22 protein-coding genes are annotated in these 22,702 nt (G+C 65.2%); 12 read left to right on the plus strand and 10 right to left on the minus strand.

The window, feature by feature from the left end; translation table 11 throughout:
• Nucleotides 1-6 precede the first annotated feature (6 nt).
• Nucleotides 7-825 (minus strand): orotidine-5'-phosphate decarboxylase, encoded by an 819-nt coding sequence (gene pyrF, locus K6G35_RS13605; RefSeq protein ID WP_008645611.1) that lies wholly within the window; start codon nucleotides 823-825, stop codon nucleotides 7-9.
• A 242-nt stretch (nucleotides 826-1,067) separates the two neighbouring features.
• On the opposite strand from pyrF, the gene K6G35_RS13610 reads away from it, so the two are divergent.
• Entirely contained in the window at nucleotides 1,068-1,952 is an 885-nt protein-coding gene (locus K6G35_RS13610) for a DMT family transporter (RefSeq protein WP_035884280.1), read from the plus strand.
• 527 nt (nucleotides 1,953-2,479) lie between these two features.
• Entirely contained in the window at nucleotides 2,480-3,442 is a 963-nt protein-coding gene (gene corA, locus K6G35_RS13615) for a magnesium/cobalt transporter CorA (RefSeq protein WP_008645609.1), read from the plus strand.
• Nucleotides 3,443-3,490: 48 nt separating this feature from the next.
• Here the strand turns inward: corA and mtgA are convergent, their stop codons facing one another.
• From mtgA to mpl, 8 genes are all read right to left on the minus strand, one after another.
• Nucleotides 3,491-4,192 (minus strand): monofunctional biosynthetic peptidoglycan transglycosylase, encoded by a 702-nt coding sequence (mtgA, locus tag K6G35_RS13620; RefSeq protein ID WP_495676353.1) that lies wholly within the window; start codon nucleotides 4,190-4,192, stop codon nucleotides 3,491-3,493.
• 83 nt (nucleotides 4,193-4,275) lie between these two features.
• Nucleotides 4,276-5,184, minus strand: a complete 909-nt coding sequence (gene aroE / locus K6G35_RS13625) for a shikimate dehydrogenase (RefSeq protein ID WP_008645607.1) — start codon at nucleotides 5,182-5,184, stop codon at nucleotides 4,276-4,278.
• Complete coding sequence (locus K6G35_RS13630; protein ID WP_029307164.1) at nucleotides 5,184-6,122, minus strand: energy transducer TonB family protein; 939 nt, start codon at nucleotides 6,120-6,122, stop codon at nucleotides 5,184-5,186. The genes aroE and K6G35_RS13630 overlap by 1 nt, the downstream gene beginning before the upstream one ends.
• A 124-nt stretch (nucleotides 6,123-6,246) precedes the next feature.
• Complete coding sequence (locus tag K6G35_RS13635; RefSeq protein WP_495675831.1) at nucleotides 6,247-8,385, minus strand: ribonuclease catalytic domain-containing protein; 2,139 nt, start codon at nucleotides 8,383-8,385, stop codon at nucleotides 6,247-6,249.
• A gap of 145 nt (nucleotides 8,386-8,530) precedes the next feature.
• Nucleotides 8,531-9,271 carry a 3-oxoacyl-ACP reductase FabG gene (gene fabG / locus K6G35_RS13640; RefSeq protein WP_008645603.1) on the minus strand — a complete coding sequence of 247 codons (741 nt, stop codon included), beginning with the start codon at nucleotides 9,269-9,271 and terminating at the stop codon, nucleotides 8,531-8,533.
• Complete coding sequence (locus tag K6G35_RS13645; protein ID WP_008645595.1) at nucleotides 9,268-9,912, minus strand: chorismate--pyruvate lyase family protein; 645 nt, start codon at nucleotides 9,910-9,912, stop codon at nucleotides 9,268-9,270. The genes fabG and K6G35_RS13645 overlap by 4 nt, the downstream gene beginning before the upstream one ends.
• A 14-nt stretch (nucleotides 9,913-9,926) precedes the next feature.
• Nucleotides 9,927-10,526: a YqiA/YcfP family alpha/beta fold hydrolase gene (locus tag K6G35_RS13650; RefSeq protein ID WP_495675832.1), complete on the minus strand. Its 600-nt coding sequence runs from the start codon at nucleotides 10,524-10,526 to the stop codon at nucleotides 9,927-9,929.
• 12 nt (nucleotides 10,527-10,538) lie between these two features.
• Entirely contained in the window at nucleotides 10,539-11,918 is a 1,380-nt protein-coding gene (gene mpl / locus K6G35_RS13655; protein WP_008645590.1) for a UDP-N-acetylmuramate:L-alanyl-gamma-D-glutamyl-meso-diaminopimelate ligase, read from the minus strand.
• Between the two features lie 124 nt (nucleotides 11,919-12,042).
• Between mpl and K6G35_RS13660 the strand changes: the two genes are divergently transcribed.
• From K6G35_RS13660 to K6G35_RS13705, 10 genes are all read left to right on the plus strand, one after another.
• Nucleotides 12,043-12,726, plus strand: a complete 684-nt coding sequence (locus tag K6G35_RS13660; protein WP_035884285.1) for a hypothetical protein — start codon at nucleotides 12,043-12,045, stop codon at nucleotides 12,724-12,726.
• An 82-nt stretch (nucleotides 12,727-12,808) separates the two neighbouring features.
• Nucleotides 12,809-13,351: a TlpA family protein disulfide reductase gene (locus K6G35_RS13665; RefSeq protein ID WP_495675833.1), complete on the plus strand. Its 543-nt coding sequence runs from the start codon at nucleotides 12,809-12,811 to the stop codon at nucleotides 13,349-13,351.
• Between the two features lie 229 nt (nucleotides 13,352-13,580).
• Nucleotides 13,581-14,069, plus strand: coding sequence for a type II 3-dehydroquinate dehydratase (aroQ, locus tag K6G35_RS13670; protein ID WP_024570919.1), 489 nt, complete (start codon nucleotides 13,581-13,583; stop codon nucleotides 14,067-14,069).
• 255 nt (nucleotides 14,070-14,324) lie between these two features.
• A complete protein-coding gene (gene accB / locus K6G35_RS13675; protein ID WP_008645580.1) occupies nucleotides 14,325-14,789 on the plus strand; it encodes an acetyl-CoA carboxylase biotin carboxyl carrier protein in 465 nt (154 codons plus the stop codon).
• A 114-nt stretch (nucleotides 14,790-14,903) separates the two neighbouring features.
• A complete protein-coding gene (accC, locus tag K6G35_RS13680; protein WP_008645579.1) occupies nucleotides 14,904-16,271 on the plus strand; it encodes an acetyl-CoA carboxylase biotin carboxylase subunit in 1,368 nt (455 codons plus the stop codon).
• A gap of 42 nt (nucleotides 16,272-16,313) precedes the next feature.
• Nucleotides 16,314-17,228, plus strand: a complete 915-nt coding sequence (gene prmA / locus K6G35_RS13685; RefSeq protein WP_035884286.1) for a 50S ribosomal protein L11 methyltransferase — start codon at nucleotides 16,314-16,316, stop codon at nucleotides 17,226-17,228.
• A gap of 9 nt (nucleotides 17,229-17,237) precedes the next feature.
• Nucleotides 17,238-18,929 (plus strand): DUF3426 domain-containing protein, encoded by a 1,692-nt coding sequence (locus K6G35_RS13690; RefSeq protein ID WP_495675834.1) that lies wholly within the window; start codon nucleotides 17,238-17,240, stop codon nucleotides 18,927-18,929.
• A gap of 78 nt (nucleotides 18,930-19,007) precedes the next feature.
• The gene (gene tpx / locus K6G35_RS13695; protein WP_008645909.1) at nucleotides 19,008-19,508 is read left to right on the plus strand and encodes a thiol peroxidase; all 501 of its coding nucleotides are present in this window, start codon (nucleotides 19,008-19,010) and stop codon (nucleotides 19,506-19,508) included.
• A 102-nt stretch (nucleotides 19,509-19,610) separates the two neighbouring features.
• A complete protein-coding gene (locus K6G35_RS13700) occupies nucleotides 19,611-20,558 on the plus strand; it encodes a carbohydrate kinase family protein (RefSeq protein ID WP_186424739.1) in 948 nt (315 codons plus the stop codon).
• A 64-nt stretch (nucleotides 20,559-20,622) separates the two neighbouring features.
• The gene (locus K6G35_RS13705) at nucleotides 20,623-21,090 is read left to right on the plus strand and encodes an outer membrane lipoprotein (RefSeq protein WP_008645907.1); all 468 of its coding nucleotides are present in this window, start codon (nucleotides 20,623-20,625) and stop codon (nucleotides 21,088-21,090) included.
• A 292-nt stretch (nucleotides 21,091-21,382) separates the two neighbouring features.
• Here K6G35_RS13705 and K6G35_RS13710 read toward each other — a convergent pair whose 3' ends face one another.
• A complete protein-coding gene (locus tag K6G35_RS13710) occupies nucleotides 21,383-21,973 on the minus strand; it encodes a histone H1-like DNA-binding protein (protein WP_024570920.1) in 591 nt (196 codons plus the stop codon).
• Nucleotides 21,974-22,702: the final 729 nt, after the last annotated feature.

The following is a 22,702-nucleotide window of genomic DNA, read 5'->3' on the forward strand; positions in this document are numbered from 1 at the left end:
CGCAGATCAGCCGTGACGATAGCGATTGATCGTCTCGCGCGTCTGCAACGCCACGTTTCGCGCTGCCAGCGCAAAGTCCTTCTCGCGGCTGGCGTACAGGATGGCACGCGACGAATTGATCATCATGCCCGTGCCGTCGGCCGTGCGGCCGGCCTTGACCGTGGCCTCGATGTCGCCGCCCTGGGCGCCGATGCCCGGAATCAGCAGTGGCATGTCGCCGACGATCTGCCGGACCTTGGCGATCTCGTTCGGGAACGTCGCGCCCACCACCAGACCCATCTGCCCGTTGGTGTTCCAGCGTTCGCGCGCGGCTTCGGCCACCACCTGGTACAGCGGCTTGCCGTCGACCTGCAGGAACTGCACGTCAGACCCACCGGGATTCGACGTGCGGCACAGCACGATCACGCCCTTGCCCGGATACGCCAGATACGGCGACATCGAATCGAAGCCCATGTACGGGCTGACGGTCACGGCATCGGCCTTGTAGCGTTCGAAGGCCTCGACTGCATAGTGCTCCGCCGTGGAGCCGATATCGCCGCGCTTCGCATCGAGGATCACGGGGACGCCGGGGTGCGCGTCGTGGATGTACTCGACGAGCTGTTCGAGTTGGTCTTCGGCGCGCTGCGAGTGGAAATAGGCGATCTGCGGCTTGAACGCGCAGACCAGGTCGGCCGTGGCATCGACGATTTCGCGGCAGAACGAGAAAATCGCGCCGCCCGTACCGGTCATGGACAGCGGCAGCTTGGCCGGGTCGGGATCAAGCCCGACGCACAGCAGGGAATCGTTACGCTGCCACGCGGCGGACAGCTGCTCGGTAAAAGTCATGGGATGCTCGGAATTCGGGTGAAGCCGGCGGCCCGGCTGTGAACCAGTGTCTACACAGCATAACGCGGGCAGGTGCCGACCGGTTGGCTGCAACGGCACCCGGACAGGTTCCGCACTGCAGCATATGGGACGTTGGCGGCAATTTTACCTGTTGGCGTGATATTGTTTGCAGCTTCCGCTTAAAAAGAGCGACGGCGACACCTGGGTTGCAGGGCGTCCGCACGCCGCCTGTCTCCCGATTCATGAAACTCGACCGCCGCGGTCTCATCCTCCTCGTCATCCTGACCCTCGCCTGGGGCATCAACTGGCCGATCATGAAGCTGGGCGTGGCGCACTTTCCCGCCATGGGTTTCCGGCTGCTGTGCATGGCCGGCGGGCTGGTGGCGCTGGGGCTGGCGCTGACGTTCCGGGGCGACTCCCTGCGCGTGCCGCGCGCGGCGTGGGGCACGGTACTGAAGCTGGCGATCCCGAACATGGTGATCTGGCATCTGTTCGCCATCTGCGCGGTCAAGATGCTGTCATCGGGCCGTGCGGCGATTCTCGGCTACACCATGCCGATCTGGGCCGTGGTCTGGGGCCTGGTGATCTTTCGTGACCGTATTGCCTTGTCGGCCTGGATCGGTATTGGCTGCGCGCTGGCCGGCACGGTCCTGCTGCTTTCGGGCGAGATTGCCGCGCTGACCGGCAGCCCGGCCGGCACGCTGCTGATGCTGGTAGCCGCTGCCGGCTGGGGTTTTGGCACACAACTCATGAAGCGCACCCACACCGACGTGCCGATCGGCGCCATGACATTCTGGATGCTGGCCATCACCCTGCCATTCCTCGGCGCGGGCACGCTGCTGTTCGAGAGCGGCTGGCGTATGCCGACCGCGATCGAATGGGGCGCCATCGCCTACAACGCGGTGGTGGTCTTCGCGTACTGCCATTTGGTCTGGTTCGCGCTGGCGCGCAGCCTGCCGCCGGTGGTCTCGAGCCTGTCGATCATGTTCATTCCCGTGGTTGGCGTGTTCTCCGGGATGTGGTTTCTTGGCGAAACGCCGCACTGGCAGGACTACGTGGCCATCGTGCTGATGTTCGCGGCGCTGTCCTCGGTCATGCTGGCGCCGCTGTTGCGCCGACGCATGTGAACCCGCTTGTGAGCAGCCGCGCCGCCGAGATTTCACTTAACAAGCCACCCCGCGTTGGGCTACACTCGCGGCCATCAGAATCCCGGAGAAAGTACGTGGGCAGTAGCATCGGGTGTTCGAGTTGCCGCGACAAAGTTGCGACACCGTCGAATGCCATGTCACTGCGGGCTGCGTAACGTCGATCCGTGTGGGGCACAGTCCCCGCCCTTCGCCGTCCTTGCCCGCAGACACCTGCGGGTGAGTGTCTTTCCGTTTCCCCCAGCGGCCGCCGCACCGGCTGCCGTGTCGCGTTTCGGATCCTCCCTCCCCCGGCTTGCCAGCCAAATCCAGGCAAATCGCAGGCAAACGCCATCGCGTAGCGGCCCTTGAGTCGCAGCGCGATCACGCTTGCCCGGCCGCGCCATGATCAGATTGCTGGTAAGCCTTGCCTGCGCCCGTCTCCGACGTAGACCCAGCGCAATCGGCAGCACCATCGGGATGCATCGACGCATCCTGGCGGCGCCGCCAAGTAACAAGGAATCCAAGGGATGATCAATCTGTTCGTCCTGCAGAAAGGCCGGCTTGCCCAGGAGCAGGTCGACGAGCGCAACGAGCTGCTGCAGCACAAGCCCATCTGGATCGACGTGGTAAGCCCCGACGACGAGGAACTCGCGTGGATCAAGGAAGCCTATGGCGTGGTCCTGCCCGAACTCGAGGACTTGGGCGACCTGGAAGCCTCGGCACGATATTTCGAGGGCGAGGACGAGAACATCCACATCCGCACGGACTTCCTGCTGGCCGAGGACGACGCCTCACGCAACGTCCGCGTGGCCTTTGTGCTCACGCGCGACGTCCTGTTTTCCATCCACGATGAAGACCTGCCCGTGTTCCGGCTGGTGCGGCTGCGCGCCCGGATGCGTCCGGGATCGGTGCGCAACGCCAAGGACGTGCTGATGGACCTCTACGCGACTGACGCCGAGTATTCGGCCGATTCGATCGAGGAGATCTACGAACGCCTGGAGGAAGCCAGCCGCCGCGTGCTGGCCGAGAACGTGACCGATGCCGCCGCCGCCGACGTGCTGGAAACCATCGCGCGCGAGGAAGATTTGAACGGCCGCATCCGCCGCAACGTCATGGATACGCGCCGCGCGGTGTCTTTCCTGATGCGCAGCCAGCTGCTGTCGGCCGAACAGCAGGACGAAGCGCGCCAGATCCTGCGCGATATCGACTCGATCGAGAACCACACCGCGTTCCTGTTCGACAAGATCAACTTCCTGATGGATGCCACGGTCGGTTTCATCAACATCAACCAGAACAAGATCATCAAGCTGTTCTCGGTGGTGTCGGTAGCACTGATGCCGCCCACGCTGATCGCCAGCATCTACGGCATGAACTTCAAGGTGATGCCCGAGCTCGACTGGGCCGCCGGATATCCGTGGGCGATCGCGCTGATGGCGGTGTCCGCGGCGATTCCGCTGGTGTACTTCCGCAGGAAGGGCTGGCTGAGCTGAGGGTCTTCCTGGTCCCCTCTCCCACAAGCATGAGAGGGGGGAACCGCCCTAGTCCGGCAACGTTGCCGCGCCCATCCGCCTGGCGATGATCGACGCCTTGACGCGGAAGTTCACATGCACGTTGGCGCAGTACTGCTTCTTGTCGAAGCACTTGGGCGCCGGTAGCGCGGCCGCCAGCCGGGCGGCCTGCCCCACGCTGAGCTTCGAAGCCGAGGTATGGAAGTAGTGCTGCGCGGCAGCCTCGACGCCGAACACGCCTTCGCCCCACTCCACCGAATTCAGGTAAATCTCGAAGATGCGCTGCTTGTCGAGCCAGAGCTCCAGCATCCACGTGATGGCCAGTTCCTGGCCCTTGCGCAGATAGTTCTGCTCCGAGGACAGGAACAGGTTCTTGGCCAGCTGCTGCGTGATGGTGGAACCGCCGCGCACGATGCGCCCACGCTGCTTGTTGCGTTCCCAGGCATCGAGCATCGCATCGAGTTCGTAGCCGGGATGATTGACGAAGTCGGCATCCTCGCTGGCGATCACGGCGCGCTTGATGTTGCGCGAGATATCGTCGTAGCGCACCCATTGCCGCTGCAGCGGGCAGCTCCAGAAATTGAAGCCGCACAGCCGCCAGCGCTCGGCACGCATGAACGTGGTGGACGACGGATTGACGACCTGCCAGGCAGCGATCTGCAGGAAGAAATAGACCTGCATCGCCACCACGCCAACGATCAGGCAGCCGGCCAGATAGGCCAGCCAGCGCAACGGGTTCGCCCCGCCGGCGCTACTTGCCGACGATCGTGGTGACGATCTGGCGGATGCGCGGGCCACGCTGCGTCAACGCCGCCTTAGCGGGCGGCTTCGGCCTGCAGCGCCGCGCGCAGCTCGGCCAGCACGGGGGCGGTGCTGGGCCGCACGCCGCGCCAGTTGTAGAAGGCTTCGGCGGCCTGTTCGACCAGCATGCCGAGCCCATCCGCCGTGCGCGCGCCGCATTTGGCCGCGTAGGCCAGGAACACCGTCGGCTGCGCGCCGTACATCATGTCGTACACCAGCACGCCTTCGCCGAGCAGGTGCTCGGGCACGGGCGGCACTTCGCCTTGCAGGCTGCTGGACGACGCATTGATCACCACATCGCAGCGCTCGTCCTCGGACAGCGCATCGAGCGCGTCGAGGCCACCGGCCCACAGCTCCACGTTGTACTGGTCCGCCGCTTCCACGAATTCCTCGACCATGTCGCTGGCGCGCGAGGCGGTCCGGTTGGCCACCACGATGCGCGCCGGACGGCATTCGATCAGCGGCAGCATCGCGCCCATCGCGGCGCCACCGGCGCCAAGCACCAGAATGCGCTTGTCTTCGAGCAGCACATCAAGGTTGTCCTGGATGTCACGCACCAGCCCGATGCCGTCGGTGTTGTCGCCATGGATCAGTCCGTCCTCGATCCACATCGTGTTGACGGCGCCGGCAGCCTCGGCACGCGGCGTGAGGCGATCGGCCAGGTCATACGCTTCGAGCTTGAACGGCACGGTTACGTTGAAGCCATGGCCTCCGCCGGCCAGGAATTCGCGCATCGTATCTGCGAACGCATCGAGCGGGGCTTCGAGCCGGTCATACTGCACCGCCTCGCCGGTCTGGCGCGCGAAGGCGGCATGGATCGCCGGCGAGCGGCTGTGCGAAATCGGATTGCCCACCACCACGTAGCGGTCGACGCTATCGGCACGTTCGGCGGTGTTGGGCTGGGAATTCTGGTCTGCGGTCATCAGCGGCCTTGCAGGCGGACATCGAGCCCGCTGCGGGTGAACTTGAAAGTGGAAACGACTTCGAGGATATCCTGCTTCGCCTGCATCTCCGCCGTGAACGCCCCGAACGGCGCGGCCGCACGCACAATGGCCACGGCCTGGCGGTCGAGCGCCGGGTCGCCGGAGCTCTTGGCCACGTCGATGGCCTCGACGTTGTAGCCGTCGCGGTTGTAGCCAAGCTTGCCCTGGCGATTCACGTTGATCACGAGGATCAGTTGCCCATAGATCGGCTTGCCGTTGCGCTGCGGGAAATCGCTCGTACCCCGCGTCTCGATCTTGCGGCGCAGGCGGTCGTAATACTGTGCGTAGTCAACGCCCTGCGCGCTGGTCGCGGTCAGCTGCATCCGCTTCGGGCGCTTGGCGTAGTGCTCGAGATTGCGGCCGATCTCGGCTTCGAGCCGGGCCATTTCATCGTTTGACGTGCGGTCGTCCTGGCCGCGCGTGGGCTGGTCGGAGCGCTGCTCGCCTGGCTTGACCGGCTGGCTGCGCACAGCGGGCGCCGCCTCGCGCGATTGCGTCATCAGCCGGCGCTGCTCTTCCTCGAGTTGCTCGACGCGCCGCTGCGTCATCTTGATGAGGTCGCCCTCCTTCGATTCGGTCTGCGCGGGCAGCGGCGTGGTAGCGCGCTGGGCGTCGTGCTCGCCGCCACCGTCGAGGTTGGCCTGCGCCAGCACGGTCGGATTGCGCGGCTTCACCGCCGATTTCGAATTGACCAGCACGACGTCGAGCTGCGGGTCGGAACGCTTGATCTCGAACACCTCGGGCGCTGCAACCCGCACCATCAGCAACAGGGCGTGCACGGCCACGGAGATGGCCAGGGCCTTGGTCAGCGTGCTGCTGGATTGCCACCATTCGCGCGGATGGCGCGGGAGACGGGGAGCAGGAAGGACGGCGTTCACGATTGGGATGGGCGGACGGCGGCGAGAAACGATCGAAACGCCGGCCACCCCACTATCGGGGGGCGGCCGGAACAGGCTTCGATTGTAAGGGAGTCGACCCGTTTACCGAAGACTCAACGAAGACTCAGGCAGCCGGATTGGCGCCAGTGTCGCGTGGCGCAGACGGCTCGTCGTCCTGATCGCCCTCAGAAGCCTCGGAATCGGCATCCTCCGGCGCCGCATCGGCCCCTTCCGCCGCGCCTTCCGCAGCGTCTTCAGCCGCTTCCTCGGCGGCGGCATCGGCGGCCGCTTCCGCGGAAGCCTCGTCCAGCTCCTCGTCGGTGTCGAGATCCTCATCGGGCATCGCGCCCTCGCCGGCAAAGACTTCCAGCACCCGGCACGACACCTCGAGCGAGATTTCGTCCGTCGTGGCGATCTCCAGCAGCACCTGCGTACCACGCACCGCCTGCATCAACTCCGGCACACGGGTGACCAGCGGGATGTCGGTAAAGCGCACCGCGCCATCCTTGAGCACCGTGGCCATCATCCGGTCACGATTCTCCTGCTTGAGCCAGCGCAGGCACCAGTAACGCTCCATGGTCGACTGGTGGTCGGCGTAGGCCGCATAGGTCCCTTCGAAGTCAGCCACGGCCGCCAGCAGGTCGGCGTCCTTGGGCTTGAACGGCGCCACGAGCTTGGCGGTCACGCCATGCTGGGCCACGGCCATGATCTGCCATTGATTGACCAGGTCGACGTAGCGGCGCAGCGGCGACGTGCTCCACGCATACTGCGCGACGCCCAGGCCCTCGTGCGGCGCGGGGTACGTCTGCATCCGCGTGCGGTGCATCCCCCACGCCTTCTGCGTGCGGTAGATGCCCGGCACGCCGTGGTCCGCCAGCAGCTTGCCCCACGTGCTGTTGGCCAGAATCATCAGCTCGGCCACGATCTGGTCCAGCGGCGAGCCACGACGGCGCTGCTCGATACGCACACGCTCGCCGCCACCCTCGATCGGATCGATGTAGAAATTGAAATCGGCGCGGTTGTGCGCCTCCGGGCGCAGGCCGCTGGCAAGACGCGCGCGCTGGCGCTCGTCGTGCAAGTGGTTGGCCAGCCGGTACAGCTCGGTCAGTTCATCGCGGAACGGATAGTCGCCCGTGCCCGCGGCCAGCGCAGCTTCCGTCACGATATCGTCGAGCAGGTTGTGCCGCAGGTTCGCGGCAATCGGCACCAGCTCGGCGCGCGTCTCGCTGCCGACGATGGTCAGGCCATCCACGCCGTTCGGGTCGATCGTCACGTAAAGCGACAGCGCCGGGCAAGTGCGGCCTTCCTGCAGCGTGTAGCGGTCCACTACGCTGTCGGGCAGCATCGTGATCTTGTCGCCGGGGAAGTAGACCGTGGACAGTCGATGGCGCGCGATGGCGTCGAGCGGCTCGCTGCGGCGGATGCCGAGCCCTGGCGCGGCGATATGGATCCCCACACGCAGCTTGCCGTCGCCCAGACGCGTCACGGACAGCGCATCGTCGATCTCGGTCGTCGTAACGTCGTCGATCGAGAACGCCTGCACATCGGCCAGGGGCAGGTCGGTGGACGGCTCTGGGACATCGACGTCCGGGAAACCGGTGCCCTTCGGGAAACAATCGGCCAGGAACTTGGCCTCGTGCAGCGCGCGCGGGCTTTCCACGCCGCCAACCGCCACCATCAGCCGCATCGGCGTCATGCCGAGCGCGGTGCAGGCGGCATCCATGGCCTTGTATTCGAGACTGTTCTTGTCAGGCTTGAACAGCAGTTGCAGCGCCTTGCCGCGGAACGCTTCGGGCAGGGTCAGCGCCTTGAGCTGCTCCTCGTACTCGCTCTGCACCAGCGCCTGCTGCTTCTTGCGTTCCACCGCGGCCAGCGCGGCCTTGAGCTGGTCTTCCGGCGCGCGCATGTAGCGGCCCCGTCCCTTGCGGCGGAAATAGATCGGATTGCCATGCAGCGCCATCGCCAGCGCGGCCTGCTGCACCGGGCCCGCGTCGGCGCCATAGTATTCGGCGGCCAGTTCGGCAAAGCCGAATTCCTCGGCCGGCGCGCATTCCCAGAGGAAGTCGAGATCGATCTCGGCGATCATGTCGCCGGTCTGCCGCACCATCTCAATTGCCGACGGTTGGGCGAACTGCAGCAGCACATCCTTGGCCTTGACCTTGGTGCGCTTGCCCGCAGGCAACTCGACCTGGTAGGCCTCGCCCTGCTGGGCGAGCACGGTGCCGGCGCGGATTTCGCCGCCTTCTTCGAACAGCAACTGCATTGGATTGGACTTTCAGAAGTGCCGGGCAAGGCACGAGGAATGCCCGGACGGATACTCGACCGGGGATGATACCGCACCCCGCCGCCGCGGCCGCCGTGGCCGCACCGGACGGGGTGCTTCAGGTCAATGCGATTTCGGAGTCAGATTACAGAGACATGCCGCCGCTGGCTTCGATCGTCGTGCCATTGACGTAGCTGGCGTCGTCGCTGGCCAGGAACGTGTAGATCGCGGCAATCTCCGACGGCTCGGCCAGGCGGCGCATCCAGCAATGTTCCTTCATGCCATCGAGCACCTTCTCAGGCACGGTCTGCAGGATCTCGGTATTGACGAAGCCCGGGCATACCGCATTCACGCGCACGCCCTTCGGACCCAGCTCGCGCGCCCAGGTCTTGGTGAAGCCGATCACGCCGAACTTGGAAGCCGCGTAATTGGTCTGGCCGAAGTTGCCATACAGGCCAACCACGCTCGATGCATTCAGGATCACGCCGCTGCCCTGCTCGGACATGATGCTGGCCACGGCCTGTGAGCAGTTGAACACGCCCTTCAGGTTGACGTCGATGACCGCATCGAACTGTGCCTCGGTCATCTTGGCGAGGCGTGCGTCCTTGGTGATGCCGGCGTTGTTGACGAGAACATCGATGCGACCGTGGCGGGCCAGCGTGGCTGCCACCATGGCATCGACCTCGTCGCGGCGCGTGACGTCGACCTTGTGCGCCTCGACCTGCGCGCCCTTGGCGGCCAGCCGCTCGGCGGCCTCGCGCACGCGCGCCTCCTGCACATCGCACATGATGAGCTTCGCGCCTTCGGCGGCGAAACGTTCGGCGGTGGCAAAACCGATGCCGGCGGCGGCGCCGGTGATGATCGCTACGCGTCCCTGCAATTTCATGATTCGGGTCTCTCTTCCTGCTTGGATGGTGTGTGATGTGTGTCGATACGGCGGGGCAGTCTGGTGCCGCCCGCGCCGGTGTTCTCAGGCGCTGCCCGTGTCAGCAGGTCCGGCAAGAAGACCTCCGTCACGAGCATGGCGCCGCCGCCACGCCGGAACACCGACCGCCGCGCGGGCAACATCGGCTCCGACGACAGCGCCGGCAATACCCGCTGCAGCGCCTGACGCAGCGGGTGGCACGGGGTCAGCCGTGCAAACTGGAATGGGTCGCGCCGCACGCGCGGATCGACGAACAGCGCGCCGCCGAGCGGCCGGTTGCCCAGCCCGCGCAAGAACGGCCAGTCGCGCCGCGCGTACCGGGGGTCGACGATCGTGTGAGCGAATACGGCTGGCGTCTCGTCGCAGATCAGCAGCACTTCGCGCGTGATGGCCGGCAGCGGACGGATCAGGCCGAGCGCCCGCCATTCATCGGCGAACGGCAACTGCGGCGCCTGCGCCAGTCGCCGCACGCGAAAGGCGGCGGACGCCGACATCAGCCGAGCCGTCAGCGAGCCTTCGCCAGTGATCCAGCGGCGCTGGTTCAGCGGAATCGACGCGTCATACGGCAGATGCGCGTGCCATGCCGCACGCAGCTTTTGCATCCCTGTTACGCCACTCATGCCACGGTCTTTCCGTTAGGGGTATAGCCACAGAAAGCCAGTACGTCGTCGACGTATTCCTCGAACTCGCTGATGCCGTGATCGCTGCCCTCGATGACCCGGATGTGCGCGCCCGGACAGGCCGCGATCATCTCGCGATAGTCGAGCACTTCGTCGCCAGTGGCGGCCAGCAGGTAGTAGCGCTCGGGTCTGGTGATCGCGTCCACCCGCAGGTCCAGCAGTTCCTGCAGGTGCTTGCGTTCGACCACCACCGAGCCGCCGCCGTGATAAAGCGGCTGCTCGCCCAGATAGCGCTCCAGATCGGTCCACGGGTGAATCGCCGGATTCAGCAGCACGGCGCGGCAGCCGTGCTTTTCCGCCAGCCAGCGCGCGTAGAACCCGCCCAGCGACGAACCGATGATGGCGATGTCGGTTTCGCCGCCGGCTCGCGCGCCACGGATCGCGGCTTCAGCCTGGGCAATCGCCAGCGTGGGCGAGACATTGAGCATCGGACAGGCGAAATACTTCTCCACGCCCCAGGCGCGCATCCGGTCCTGCACGACCCGCGACTTGAACGACTGCGGCGAGGAACGGAAACCGTGCAGGTACAGCAGCATGTGGATTCCCGATCAGGACTTCGCGCCGAGCGCGTCGAGCAGTTTCTGGTGTACCCCGCCGAAGCCGCCATTGCTCATCACGAGCACCTGGTCGCCGGGCTGGGCGGCCGCGCGCACGGCTTGCACCAGCGTGCCGAGGTCCTGGAACGCCGCGGCCTTCTTGCCGAGGGGGGCCAGCGCTTCGGCCAGGTTCCAGCCCAGCGCGTCCTTGCCCGAGGGCGCGCCATATCCGAACACAAGGTCAGCCTCGCGCAGGCTGGCCGGCAATTGGGCAGCCATCACGCCAAGCTTCATGGTGTTCGAACGCGGCTCCAGTACGGCGAGGATGCGTGCGTCCCCCACCCGGCGGCGCAGCCCGTCGACCGTGGTCTGGATGGCCGTGGGATGGTGCGCGAAGTCGTCGTAGACCGTCACGCCACCCGCCACGCCGCGTACTTCCATCCGGCGCTTGACGTTGGAGAAACGGCCAAGCGACTCGATCGCCTGCGCCGGCGGCACGCCCACGTGGCGCGCGGCTGCAATCGCGGCGATGGCGTTCAGGCGGTTGTGGGTACCCTGAAGGTCCCAGACCAGCGTGCCTTGCAGCGCCTCGCGGAACCAGATGTCGAAGGCATCCTTGCCCTCCGGCGCGGTGGTCTTCGGATCGGTCTCGCTCCAGTCGCCCACGCCGAACTGCTCCACCTCGCTCCAGCAGCCGCGCTCCAGCACGCGTGCCAGTGCGGGCTCCTGGCCGTTGACGACCAGTCGCCCCTCGCCCGGCACAGTGCGCACCAGATGATGGAATTGGGTCTCGATCGCGGTCAGATCCGGGAAGATGTCGGCGTGATCGTACTCAAGGTTGTTGAGGATCGCCGTACGCGGACGGTAGTGGACGAACTTGCTGCGCTTGTCGAAGAACGCGGTGTCGTACTCGTCGGCCTCGATAACGAAGAAGTCCGATTCCGTCAGGCGCGCCGAAATGCCGAAGTTCTGCGGCACCCCGCCCACCAGAAAGCCGGGGTTGTAGCCGGCGTCTTCCAGAATCCACGCCAGCATCGACGTGGTCGTGGTCTTGCCATGCGTGCCAGCCACGGCCAGCGTCCACTTGCCATTGAGCACGTGCTCGCCGAGCCATTGCGGCCCCGAAACGTACGGCAGGTTGCGGTTCAGGATCGCTTCCATCAGCGGATTGCCGCGCGAGACCACATTGCCGATCACGAACAGGTCCGGCTTCAGCGAAAGCTGGTCGGGATCGAACCCCTCGATCAGGTCGATGCCCTGGGCTTCGAGCTGGGTGCTCATGGGCGGATAGACATTGGCATCGCAGCCAGTCACGCGGTGCCCCGCCTGGCGGGCCAGGACAGCCAGGCCGCCCATGAACGTACCGCAGATGCCAAGGATATGAATATGCATGGGAGCTCGGGAAAATGCGTGGGGCCGCGCCGGGCGCGATGCGTGGCGCGGCAACTGAACAAGGTCCCGATTGTACCGCGTGGGTCGAAGGGCCCGGCTGCGTCGGCGCGGGTATCATCGCAGCATGTCCCGACGTATGCCTTCCGACCCCATCCGTCTGCGCGAGGAAATCGCCCAGGCCGCAGCCCGCATGATCGCCGAAGATGGCGCCGACTACGCCACGGCCAAACGCAAGGCCGCCCGCCAGATCCTGGGCGACGCGCGCGTGGCCGGCGAGTGGCTGCCTGACAACGAGATGATCGAGGACGAGGTGCGCGCCTACCAGGCGCTGTTCCACGGCGACCACCAGCCACGCATCCTGGCGCTGATGCGCCAGCTGGCGCTGCTGGCGATGGACGACCTGGCCGCATTCCGCCCCTATCTGGTGGGCGCGGTGCTAAACGGCACGGCCACCGAGCACTCGGACGTCTATATACAGTGCTTCTGCGACAGCCCCAAGGATGTGGCGCTGCACCTGCTCAATGCCGGCGTGGATTTCGACACCAGCGAAAGCCGGCACTTTGCCGGTCGTGGGGATGTCGAAACGCTCAGCTTTCTGTGGCGTGGCCAGTGGCCGGCCACTCGCGAGGCCCGCACCCTCGCAGGAGAAGTCCGCGCCACATTGGGTGCCCCAGTCGGAATTCACCTCGCGCTGTATGATGCCGACGATGCACGCGGCGCGGTCAAGGCCGACGCCTCCGGGCGCGTGGCCCGCGCCGATGCCGACGCCGTACGCGCGCTCATCGCCTCGACCGACACCGGGGAATGAGCATCCAGCCCCGGAGTCAGCCCTGGCCTGCCGCCTCAATCGCCCGTTATCTAATTAGAACTGTCTTCTTCGCCGCCCGAACATGACCGCATCTGCTCCCACCCGCCGTTCGCCCTTCGTCTTGTGGATCATCATCGCCATCGTCGCGGCAGCCGCCGGCGCACTGGTGGCCCACTTCGCGCTGGCGCCGAAGGCCGTTTCGGATCAGGCAGTGGAAACGCTGTTCCGTACCAAGATGCCGGACCCGGCTGGTGCGGAAGTCGATTTGTCGAAGTTCCGCGGCAAGACTCTGGTGGTCAATTTCTGGGCGCCCTGGTGCGGTCCCTGCGTCGAGGAAATGCCCGAGCTGACCGCGCTGCACGGCGAATATGCCCCCCGCAACGTGGAATTCGTCGGCATCGGTATCGATTCGGCCAGCAATATCCAGGATTTTCTGAAAAAGGTACCGGTGGCGTACCCGCTCACGGTGGCTGGCTTTGCCGGCACGGAACTGTCCCGGACCTTTGGCAACACCCAGGGCGGGCTGCCGTTCACGGTCGTCATCACACCTGACGGCACTGTGAAGTACCGCAAGATGGGCCGCGTGCATGCCGACGAACTCCGCGCGGTACTGCCTGGGGCTTGATCCCGCGCAAGGCCAAACCCACCGAATTTCATCGATCTGAAGCCGAACGTTCATCAATTGACCGCGAACGTGCGGACAAACCCTCAGCCGACAACGGTTTATGCCTCAAAAGGCACTCGGCGACTGAGATATGACCCTGGATCGACATTTCGCCTTGTATCCCGCGCTAGACAAATCCCTCTAAGCTACGGTAATCTCCGCGCAATTTCGTTGAACTGGTCGAGCCGCCGTGTCTTCTACTCCTGCCGTCAGCCGCCCCGTCCGTTACCGCAAGGTGCTGGTTCTGCATGGTCCGAACCTCAATTTGCTCGGGACGCGCGAGCCGCAGACGTACGGGCACACGACGCTGGACGATATCAACGAAGCGCTGACCAAGCGCGCGGCCGAAGCGGGCATCGGGCTGGATACGTTCCAGTCGAATCACGAGGGAGCCCTCGTGGACCGCATTCAGGCAGCGCGTGGCGAGGGGGTGGACTTCATCATCATCAATCCGGCGGCCTATACCCATACGAGTGTGGCCATGCGCGATGCGCTTGCCGGCGTGGCCATTCCCTTCGTCGAGGTGCATCTGTCCAATGTGCATCGCCGCGAGCCGTTCCGTCATCACTCCTATTTCTCTGATCAGGCGATCGGGGTGATATGCGGCCTGGGCTGGCAGGGTTATCTGCTGGCGCTGGATTACGCGCTTGCACAGGAACAGACCGCATCATCTGGCTAACGCCGCAAGAATCAAGCCGCACCCGGGAGGCTGTTTCAGAATGAAGCGAAGCGGTTCTGGCCTGACGCGGGGCCGCAGACAGTACAAGTACCCGCAACAATGCCAGAATCATTCTGAAACCGCCTCAAGCAAGAACGACATAACAAGGGGCTGCCGCCGTGCCTGTCGCGCATGGCAAGCCAATCAACGATTCACCGCCGCCGTCGCCTCCGAGCAGGAGCGTGACCGGACAACCCGATTCTGGAGGATAAGAAGATGGACCTGCGCAAGCTGAAGACGCTGATCGACCTGGTGGCCGAATCCGGCATTTCGGAACTCGAAGTGACCGAGGGCGAAGGCAAGGTACGTATCGTCAAGCAACCTCCGCAGGTCATGGCCGCTCCGATGGCCATGCCCCAGTACCAGCAACTGCCCGCCGCCGCCCCGGCCATGAACGTTGGCGGCGCACCGGCCGCCGCCGCTGCGGAAGCACCGCAAGTCCCGGCTGGTCACGTGGTGACCTCGCCGATGGTCGGCACGTTCTACCGCGCGCCGTCGCCGGGCGCCGCGCCGTTCGTCAACGTGGGCGACACCGTCAAGGAAGGCCAGACCGTCTGCATCATCGAAGCCATGAAGCTGCTCAACGAGATCGAGTGCGACAAGGCTGGCGTGATCAAGGAAATCCTGGTCGAAAACGGTCAAGCCGTCGAATACGGCCAGCCGCTGTTCGTGATCGGCTGATTCCGGCCCGTCCGGCGCTGACGCGGCCTGGCCCAATGGCCCTGCCGCATGCGTCAGCCCGACGCGCCGAAAGCCGGTGCGCCGGGCCCGCCCCTGTTCTCGCAGAGAGAGACCATGTTTGATAAAATTCTGATCGCGAACCGCGGTGAAATCGCCCTTCGCATCCAGCGCGCCTGCCGCGAGCTGGGCATCAAGACTGTGGTGGTGTACTCGGAAGCCGACAAGGACGCCAAGTACGTCAAGCTGGCCGATGAAGCCGTCTGTATCGGCCCGGCCCCGTCGCCGCTGTCATACCTGAACATGCCGGCCATCATCTCGGCCGCCGAAGTGACCGACGCCCAGGCGATCCACCCGGGCTATGGTTTCCTGTCCGAGAATGCGGACTTCGCCGAGCGCGTGGAGAAATCCGGCTTCGTGTTCATCGGCCCGACCTCCGAAAACATCCGCCTGATGGGTGACAAGGTGTCGGCCAAGCAGGCCATGATCAAGTCCGGCGTGCCATGCGTGCCCGGCTCCGATGGCGCGCTGCCCGATGACCCGAAGGAAATCCTGGCAACGGCCCGTCGCGTGGGCTACCCCGTGATCATCAAGGCCGCCGGCGGCGGTGGTGGCCGCGGCATGCGCGTGGTGCACACCGAAGCCGCCCTGCTCAACGCCGTCAACATGACGCGCGAGGAAGCTGGCCGCGCCTTCGGCAATCCCGAGGTCTACATGGAGAAGTTCCTCGAGAACCCGCGCCATGTGGAAATCCAGATCCTGGCCGACCAGCATCGGCAGGCCATCTGGCTGGGCGAACGCGACTGCTCGATGCAGCGCCGCCACCAGAAGGTGATCGAGGAAGCGCCGGCACCGCACATTCCGCGCCGCCTGATCGAGCGCATCGGCGACCGTTGCGCAGAGGCCTGCAAGAAGATCGGCTACCGTGGCGCCGGCACGTTCGAGTTCCTGTACGAGAACAACGAGTTCTACTTCATCGAGATGAACACGCGTGTGCAGGTCGAGCACCCGGTCACCGAGATGATCACGGGCATCGACATCGTGCAGGAGCAGATCCGCATCGCCTTTGGCGAGAAGCTGCGCCTCCGCCAGAAGGACGTGGAACTGCGCGGCCACGCGATCGAGTGCCGGATCAACGCCGAGGACCCGTTCAAGTTCACGCCGTCGCCGGGCCGCATCACCGCCTGGCACATGCCCGGTGGCCCCGGCGTGCGCGTAGACTCCCATGCGTACGACGGCTACTTCGTGCCGCCCAACTACGATTCGATGATCGGCAAGATCATCACGTATGGCGCGACGCGTGACCAGGCCATCGCCCGCATGCGCATCGCGCTGTCGGAAATGGTGGTGGACGGCATCCTGACCAACGTGCCGCTGCACCGCGACCTGATGCTTGACGCCAACTTCGTGGAAGGCGGCACCAGCATCCACTATCTCGAACACCGTCTGGCCCAGAAAGCCAACGTCCAGGGCGAAAAGGCCTGAAGCGTGGCCAATCGGCCGGCAAAGCAGTAACAGAGGAATCCCGTGGCTTTCCAGGAATGTGTGATCGAAATTGCGCAGGAGCAGGCGGAAGCCTGGTCCGACGCATTGTTCGACCTCGGCGCGCTGTCGGTATCGGTGGAAGACGCCGATGCCGATACGCCCGACGAACAGCCGCTCTTCGGAGAGCCCGGGCTGGAGCCGACGCGGCTCGCGTGGAACCGTTCGCGCGTGGTGGCGCTCTTCGATGAAGAGACCGATCCCGCGCTCGTGGTAGCCGCGGCCGCTAACGCGCTCAAGGTCGACCCGGTGCCGCCGTACGAACTGCGCGGCGTGGAGGACCAGGACTGGGTACGTCTGACCCAGTCGCAATTCGAACCGATCCGCATTGGTGAAAAGATCTGGGTGGTGCCTTCGTGGCACGAAGCGCCAGACCCCGATGCCGTGATTCTGGAGCTCGACCCGGGCCTGGCATTCGGCACCGGCAGCCATCCGACCACGCGCCTGTGCATGCAGTGGCTGGAAGCCAACGTGCGCGCCGGCGAAACCGTGCTCGACTATGGCTGCGGCTCTGGCATCCTGGCCATCGTCGCGAAGAAGCTCGGCGCCGGTGACACCGTTGGGATCGACATTGACCCCAACGCAGTGGATGCGTCGCGCTACAACGCTGAACGCAACCGCGTGGAGGCCAGTTTCGCGCTGCCGGAATCGGTCTCCGAGGCCACCTACGACCTCGTGGTGGCCAACATCCTGTCGAATCCGCTCAAGCTGATGGCGGCGATGCTCAGCGCACGCGTGCGGCCGGGCGGCCGCCTGATCCTGTCTGGCGTGCTCGAACGGCAGGCCGAGGAAGTGGCCGCCGCCTACGCGCCCTGGATCCCCATGTCGGTCTGGCGCAGCGAGGAAGGCTGGGTGTGCCTGCATGGCACGCGCCCTGCCGCACCCGCCGACCGTTCCTGATTTTTCATCATGGCCGCCGCCAAGCTCGTCACGCGCTGCCCGGCCTGCCGCACCGCGTTCCGGCTTGTGGCGGACCAGTTGCGGCTGCGCCAGGGGCTGGTCCGCTGCGGCCAGTGCGACACCGTCTTCGACGCCCGTGAGCACCTGATCGAGGTGCCAGCAGCGCCGACGCCGGCTGCTGCGCCCACATCCTCCCCCGCTTCCACACCCACACCGGCGCCCGCAGCTGCGGCATCGTCAGTCACGCTGGCTGCGGCGCTTGCTCACGCGGAGCAGACCCAGGCCGATGCCCAGGCGCGCGAGGACGAGGCGCCGTTCGACCCGGGCTTCGACCCAGGCTACGACGTGCCCGCGCTCGATTCGCCCACGACGATGATGTCGGAGCCCGAGCGGGAAGAAGCAGCCGACGCGAAAGCGGAGGCGGTGGCAGAACCGGAAACAGGCGCCGATCGACAAGTGGTTGATACGGCCACGGAAGAGGCACCCGCCGAGTCCGTCGAGGCCAACGAACCGGAAGCGGCCGACGAAACGCACGAAAGCGCCGCACCCGCCGCTGCCGAAGCTGGCGACGAGGCGAAAGACACGGAAACCGCCGCGCAGACGCCGCCGGTCGAAGCCAGCCAGGAAGCACTGCCTGACGCCGAACCCACCGACGTCGAGACGCCACCGCAAGTACCATCCGAGCCGTGGCCCGCGCTGGACCATGGCGTGTTCGATGATGATGCATTGCCGCGTCACTCATCGCTCGACCCGGCCGCAGCGTTCGCGCCGAAGACGCCGGGCGAAATGCCACCAGCCGGCGCCTACGGCGCCAAGGCGATGTGGCCAACGTCCCCCCAGCGCGAGGCACAGACGGCCGCTACCGGTAGCAAGCACAGCAAAGACAGCGATAGCACCGACGACACCGCCGCCGCGCCGCCGGAAGCGCATCCGCACCCGCACACCGAGCCGGTACGCAGCGCAAGCGAGTATCTGCGCGCGGCAGACCCGACTGACGCCGAAACGGAAGCTTGGACAAGGGATGCCGCCGACAGCAACGCTCACGGGCCGACATCGCGGGACGGCACGCTCGATGCCGTAGCCCGCGAGACAGCCACGCGTCACTGGCAACGCGACGATACCGGACCGGTGACCGGCCCCGGCTTCGCCCCCGATTTCCTTCGCCACACCCGCGAACGCGAACAGGCGAGTGCTGCCACCACCAAACGCAAGCTCCCGGGTAGTCGACGTCTCTGGACCCGCGTGGCGGTCGTCGTGCTCGGCCTTGGCGTGCTCATCCAGGGCGCCTACCTTGGACGCAGCCAGCTAGCGGGGAACATTCCGGTACTGCGCCCGTTGCTGGAAGCCGCGTGTGAGCCATTCGGCTGCAGCGTGCCGCCGTGGCGCGATCTCGAGGCGCTGCGCATCGACACGTCGCAACTGCAGAAGCAGGACGAATCCGACGACGTTTATCTGCTTGCGGTCACCATGCGCAACCAGGGCCGCGCGACGACGGCGCTGCCCGCCATCGAACTCGTGATGACGGACCTGCAGGACCAGTTGCTGCTACGGCGCGTGCTGTTGCCGGCTGATTACCTGCAACCGGACCAGCGCGCTTTTGCCACCACGGGCCTGCGCGCAGGCAGCGAACTGCCGGTTCGGGTACGATTCCGGACGCAGCAGGCGGCAGCGAACTACCGCGTGCTGATCTTCTACCCCTGAATTCCAACGCCCCCCTGCCATGCCGTCGATGCGCGCATCGGACCGGCTGGCCGTATTCCATTCCAGACAGGAGAGACCATGAGCAATGTGACCCTCGGCGGTAACGCCATCGAAGTTGGCGGCAAGTTTCCTCATAGCGGCGACAAGGCGCCCGCATTCTCGCTCGTCGGCAAGGATCTGAAGGATGTCTCGCTGGCCGACTTCGCAGGCAAGCGCAAGGTGCTGAACATCGTGCCGAGCCTCGATACGCCCGTGTGCCAGGCATCTGCCCGCAAGTTCAACGAGGCCGCCGGCAACCTGAACAATACCGTCGTGCTGACGATCTCGGCCGACCTGCCGTTCGCGATGGGCCGCTTCTGCACCACCGAAGGCCTGGCCAACGTGGTAACGCTGTCGACGATGCGTGGCGCCGAGTTCAAGAACGCCTACGGCGTGGACATCAAGACCGGCCCGTTGGCCGGCGTATGCGCTCGCGCCGTGGTCGTGGTGGACGAGAACGACACGGTCAAGTACAGCGAGCTGGTGCCCGAAATCAAGCAGGAACCGAACTACGACGCCGCACTCGCCGCATTGAAGTAATTTGTTTGATTCGGCACAGTAGTCCAACATTCCGCCCGTCATGCACGGGCGGAATTCATTAACGTATCTGTTACAGCCCTTGCCAGGGCCCTTGGAGAGAGAATGTCCAGCCTGATCTGCGGCTCCGTCGCATACGACACCATCATGACGTTCGACGGCCGCTTCCGCGAACACATCCTGCCGGACCAGATCCACATGCTGAACGTCTCGTTCCTGGTGCCGGGCATGCGCCGCGAGTTCGGCGGCTGCGCGGGCAACATTGCGTACACGCTCAAGATGCTGGGCGGCGACCCGATCGTGATGGCCACGGTGGGGGAGGATGCCGAACCGTATCTGCGGTATCTGCGCAACCTCGAGATCCGCACCGACCATATCCGCGTGCTGCCCGAGACATTCACCGCGCAGGCGATGATCACGACCGATCTGGACAATAACCAGATCACGGCCTTCCACCCTGGCGCCATGGGTCAGTCGCAACTGAACCGGGTGCAGGACGCGCTGACCACGGGCAACCGCCCGGCAGTTGGCATCGTCGCGCCGGACAGCCGTGAAGGCATGCTTCACCATGCCCAGCAGTTCGCCGCCGAGGGCATCCCCTTCATCTTCGACCTGGGCCAGGCCATGCCGCTGTTCAACGGCGAGGACCTGCGGCAGTTCATTGAACTTGCCAGCTACGTGACGGTCAATGACTACGAAGCGCAGGTCCTGCTGTCACGCACCGCATGGACCAGCGCAGAGGTAGCCGCCAAGGTCCGCGCGTTCATCGTGACGCACGGCGAGCGCGGCGCCAGCGTCTTTGCCGACGGCAAGCAGTACGCCATTCCCGCCGTGCCCGCCGAACGTGTGGTCGACCCCACCGGATGCGGCGATGCGTTCAGGGGTGGCCTGCTCCACGGCATCGAGAACGGGATGGATTGGGAAACCACCGGCCGCCTCGCTTCGCTGATGGGCTCTCTCAAGATCGCCCAGCAGGGTCCCCAGAACCACTGGATCTCCTGCGACGAAATCGGCAGCCGCTTCCAGTCCGTCTTTGGTTACCGTTACGCTTGACCTGGTGTCGGGTGCGTCACCCCGGCACAGCAACGCAACGCGGAATCTTTCACGGGAAGAAGTCATGAACAAGATCCTACGTATCGGCGGCGTCGCCGTGTTCGCAGCGGCGACGCTGCTTGCCGGGTGTTCCACCCAGTCCAACTCCAACAGCGTCTACACGGGCGGCCAGGCTCAGCGCGAGCAGACCGTGCGCTTCGGCGTGGTGGAAGGCGTGCGTGAAGTCATGATCCAGGGCGAAGCCACGGGCGTCGGCACGCTTGCCGGTGGCGCGATCGGTGGTGTTGCCGCCGGCAGCACGATCGGCGGCGGCAACGGCGCCATCGCAGCGGGCCTGCTTGGCGCGATCCTGGGCGGCGTGGCCGGTAGCGCCGCCGAGAACAAGATCGCGCAACGTCGCGGCCTGGAGATCACCGTGCGCCTGGAGAATGGCGAGATGCGCGCCATCACGCAGGATGCGGACGAGATCTTCCGCCCTGGCGACCGTGTGCGGCTGCTCTCCTCGGGCGGCGTGACGCGCGTTACGCACTAAGTCACGCGCTGGTCGACCCGCCCCCAGCAACCGAACGCCGCGTGCCGTCAGGCCGCGGCGTTTTGCTTTTGGCGCGAGCCCCTGCCCTGACTATTCCTGATCGTCATCCAGATCGACTGGCGCCGCTCTCGCACGTCCATCCAGAAATAAAAAACCCGCCGGGCACGGATGCCATCGGCGGGTTGGCAAGACTGCCGTCTTGCGGACCGGATACGCCGTATCCGGTCAGTGCGGCACGCGATGCGTGCCCTGGCGATTCCCAGTTGTGATCGCTCGCACGAGTGCGAGGCGATTACGGACGGTTGCCCGTCGGGAACGGCCAGGCTGCAGCCGGGTTCAGCGCGGTCTTGGCTGCGGCCGCGGGGGCAACAGCAGGAGCAGCGGCAGGCTTCGCAGCAGCCTTCTTGGCAGCAGGCTTCTTCGCAGCAGCCTTCTTGGCAGCAGGCTTCTTGGCAGCCGGCTTCTTCGCAGCAGCCTTCTTGGCGGCCGGCTTCTTGGCGGCTACCTTCTTGGCTGCGGCCTTCTTGGCCGGTGCTGCCTTCTTGGCGACGACCTTCTTGGCGGCCGGCTTCTTGGCAGCAACCTTCTTCACTGCAGCCTTCTTGGCCGGTGCTGCCTTCTTGGCGGCTACCTTCTTGGTTGCAACCTTCTTGGCAGCAACCTTCTTCACTGCAGCCTTCTTGGCCGGTGCTGCCTTCTTGGCGGCTACCTTCTTGGTCGCTACCTTCTTGGCGGCTACCTTCTTGGTTGCGACCTTCTTGGCAGCAGCCTTCTTGGCGGCCGGAGCAGCCTTCTTGGCGGCGACCTTCTTCACAGCAGCCTTCTTGGCGGCCGGCTTGGCGGCCTTCTTAGCCGCCGGCTTTTTCTTTGCAGCAGTTGCCATGGATAACTCCTTCACTAACGTGAAATATCGAATGACCTAAATTGGCGACCCGACCGACCCGAGGCGTGTTTTGCACGTGCCCCAATCGAGCGAGCGATTCATCGGCGCACGACGCAACATCGACCGCACGCTAATGAATTCGGTGGCAGGGAGACAGCCGCATCCGGCGCGAACTGGCGCGCTCATGGTGGTGTGCCCGCGGCGGCCAGGCATCCGCGAGCGAGCTGCAAACCCAGCGCTCAAGCGGATTCCCGGGCTAAGCCGCGCCCTGGAAAATTCGATCTGCCCGCACCGCCCGTCATGTCGGCGCGCAGCCTGGAAAGAGGAGATATCGGTCAGCAGGTCCACAGTACGGGCATGGCCTCGCGCACTGCGGACGGCAATCATTCGGGGGTAGCTCGCCCATACCGTCACTGGGCAACTGGAGACCGCACGCGTTTTAAAAAGCCATTTCGGCTCAGTCTGCGTCAAAGTTCTAGTGCTCCTCGGCTACCCGCCATCACTGCATCGAAGCTTCGCTTCATCGTTCCTTCTCGCTCGCGTTCTTGCTTGCCTTCGTGCGCGCTACTCGGTCGATGCAATGAAGTGAGACTCTTGTCAAGGCGAATCATAATTCGTTTGTTCGATGATGTTAAGAAAAAAGTGCAAAAAAACTTGCGCGCAATTACGAATCGATCTACTCGGCGCGCACGTCTCGATGACGACACCATCGACACACATGTTGATCTC

The sequence above is a fragment of the Cupriavidus sp. HY129 genome, assembly GCF_059492215.1.

Bases quoted from the DNA above. Each gene is read 5' to 3' on its own strand.
- pyrF (WP_008645611.1), bottom strand. From the start codon at position 825: ATGACTTTTACCGAGCAGCTGTCCGCCGCGTGGCAGCGTAACGATTCC.
- K6G35_RS13610 (WP_035884280.1), top strand. From the start codon at position 1,068: ATGAAACTCGACCGCCGCGGTCTCATCCTCCTCGTCATCCTGACCCTC.
- corA (WP_008645609.1), top strand. From the start codon at position 2,480: ATGATCAATCTGTTCGTCCTGCAGAAAGGCCGGCTTGCCCAGGAGCAG.
- aroE (WP_008645607.1), bottom strand. From the start codon at position 5,184: ATGACCGCAGACCAGAATTCCCAGCCCAACACCGCCGAACGTGCCGAT.
- K6G35_RS13635 (WP_495675831.1), bottom strand. From the start codon at position 8,385: ATGCAGTTGCTGTTCGAAGAAGGCGGCGAAATCCGCGCCGGCACCGTG.
- fabG (WP_008645603.1), bottom strand. From the start codon at position 9,271: ATGAAATTGCAGGGACGCGTAGCGATCATCACCGGCGCCGCCGCCGGC.
- K6G35_RS13645 (WP_008645595.1), bottom strand. From the start codon at position 9,912: ATGCAAAAGCTGCGTGCGGCATGGCACGCGCATCTGCCGTATGACGCG.
- K6G35_RS13650 (WP_495675832.1), bottom strand. From the start codon at position 10,526: ATGCTGCTGTACCTGCACGGTTTCCGTTCCTCGCCGCAGTCGTTCAAG.
- mpl (WP_008645590.1), bottom strand. From the start codon at position 11,918: ATGCATATTCATATCCTTGGCATCTGCGGTACGTTCATGGGCGGCCTG.
- K6G35_RS13660 (WP_035884285.1), top strand. From the start codon at position 12,043: ATGTCCCGACGTATGCCTTCCGACCCCATCCGTCTGCGCGAGGAAATC.
- K6G35_RS13665 (WP_495675833.1), top strand. From the start codon at position 12,809: ATGACCGCATCTGCTCCCACCCGCCGTTCGCCCTTCGTCTTGTGGATC.
- accB (WP_008645580.1), top strand. From the start codon at position 14,325: ATGGACCTGCGCAAGCTGAAGACGCTGATCGACCTGGTGGCCGAATCC.
- accC (WP_008645579.1), top strand. From the start codon at position 14,904: ATGTTTGATAAAATTCTGATCGCGAACCGCGGTGAAATCGCCCTTCGC.
- K6G35_RS13690 (WP_495675834.1), top strand. From the start codon at position 17,238: ATGGCCGCCGCCAAGCTCGTCACGCGCTGCCCGGCCTGCCGCACCGCG.
- tpx (WP_008645909.1), top strand. From the start codon at position 19,008: ATGAGCAATGTGACCCTCGGCGGTAACGCCATCGAAGTTGGCGGCAAG.
- K6G35_RS13700 (WP_186424739.1), top strand. From the start codon at position 19,611: ATGTCCAGCCTGATCTGCGGCTCCGTCGCATACGACACCATCATGACG.
- K6G35_RS13705 (WP_008645907.1), top strand. From the start codon at position 20,623: ATGAACAAGATCCTACGTATCGGCGGCGTCGCCGTGTTCGCAGCGGCG.
- K6G35_RS13710 (WP_024570920.1), bottom strand. From the start codon at position 21,973: ATGGCAACTGCTGCAAAGAAAAAGCCGGCGGCTAAGAAGGCCGCCAAG.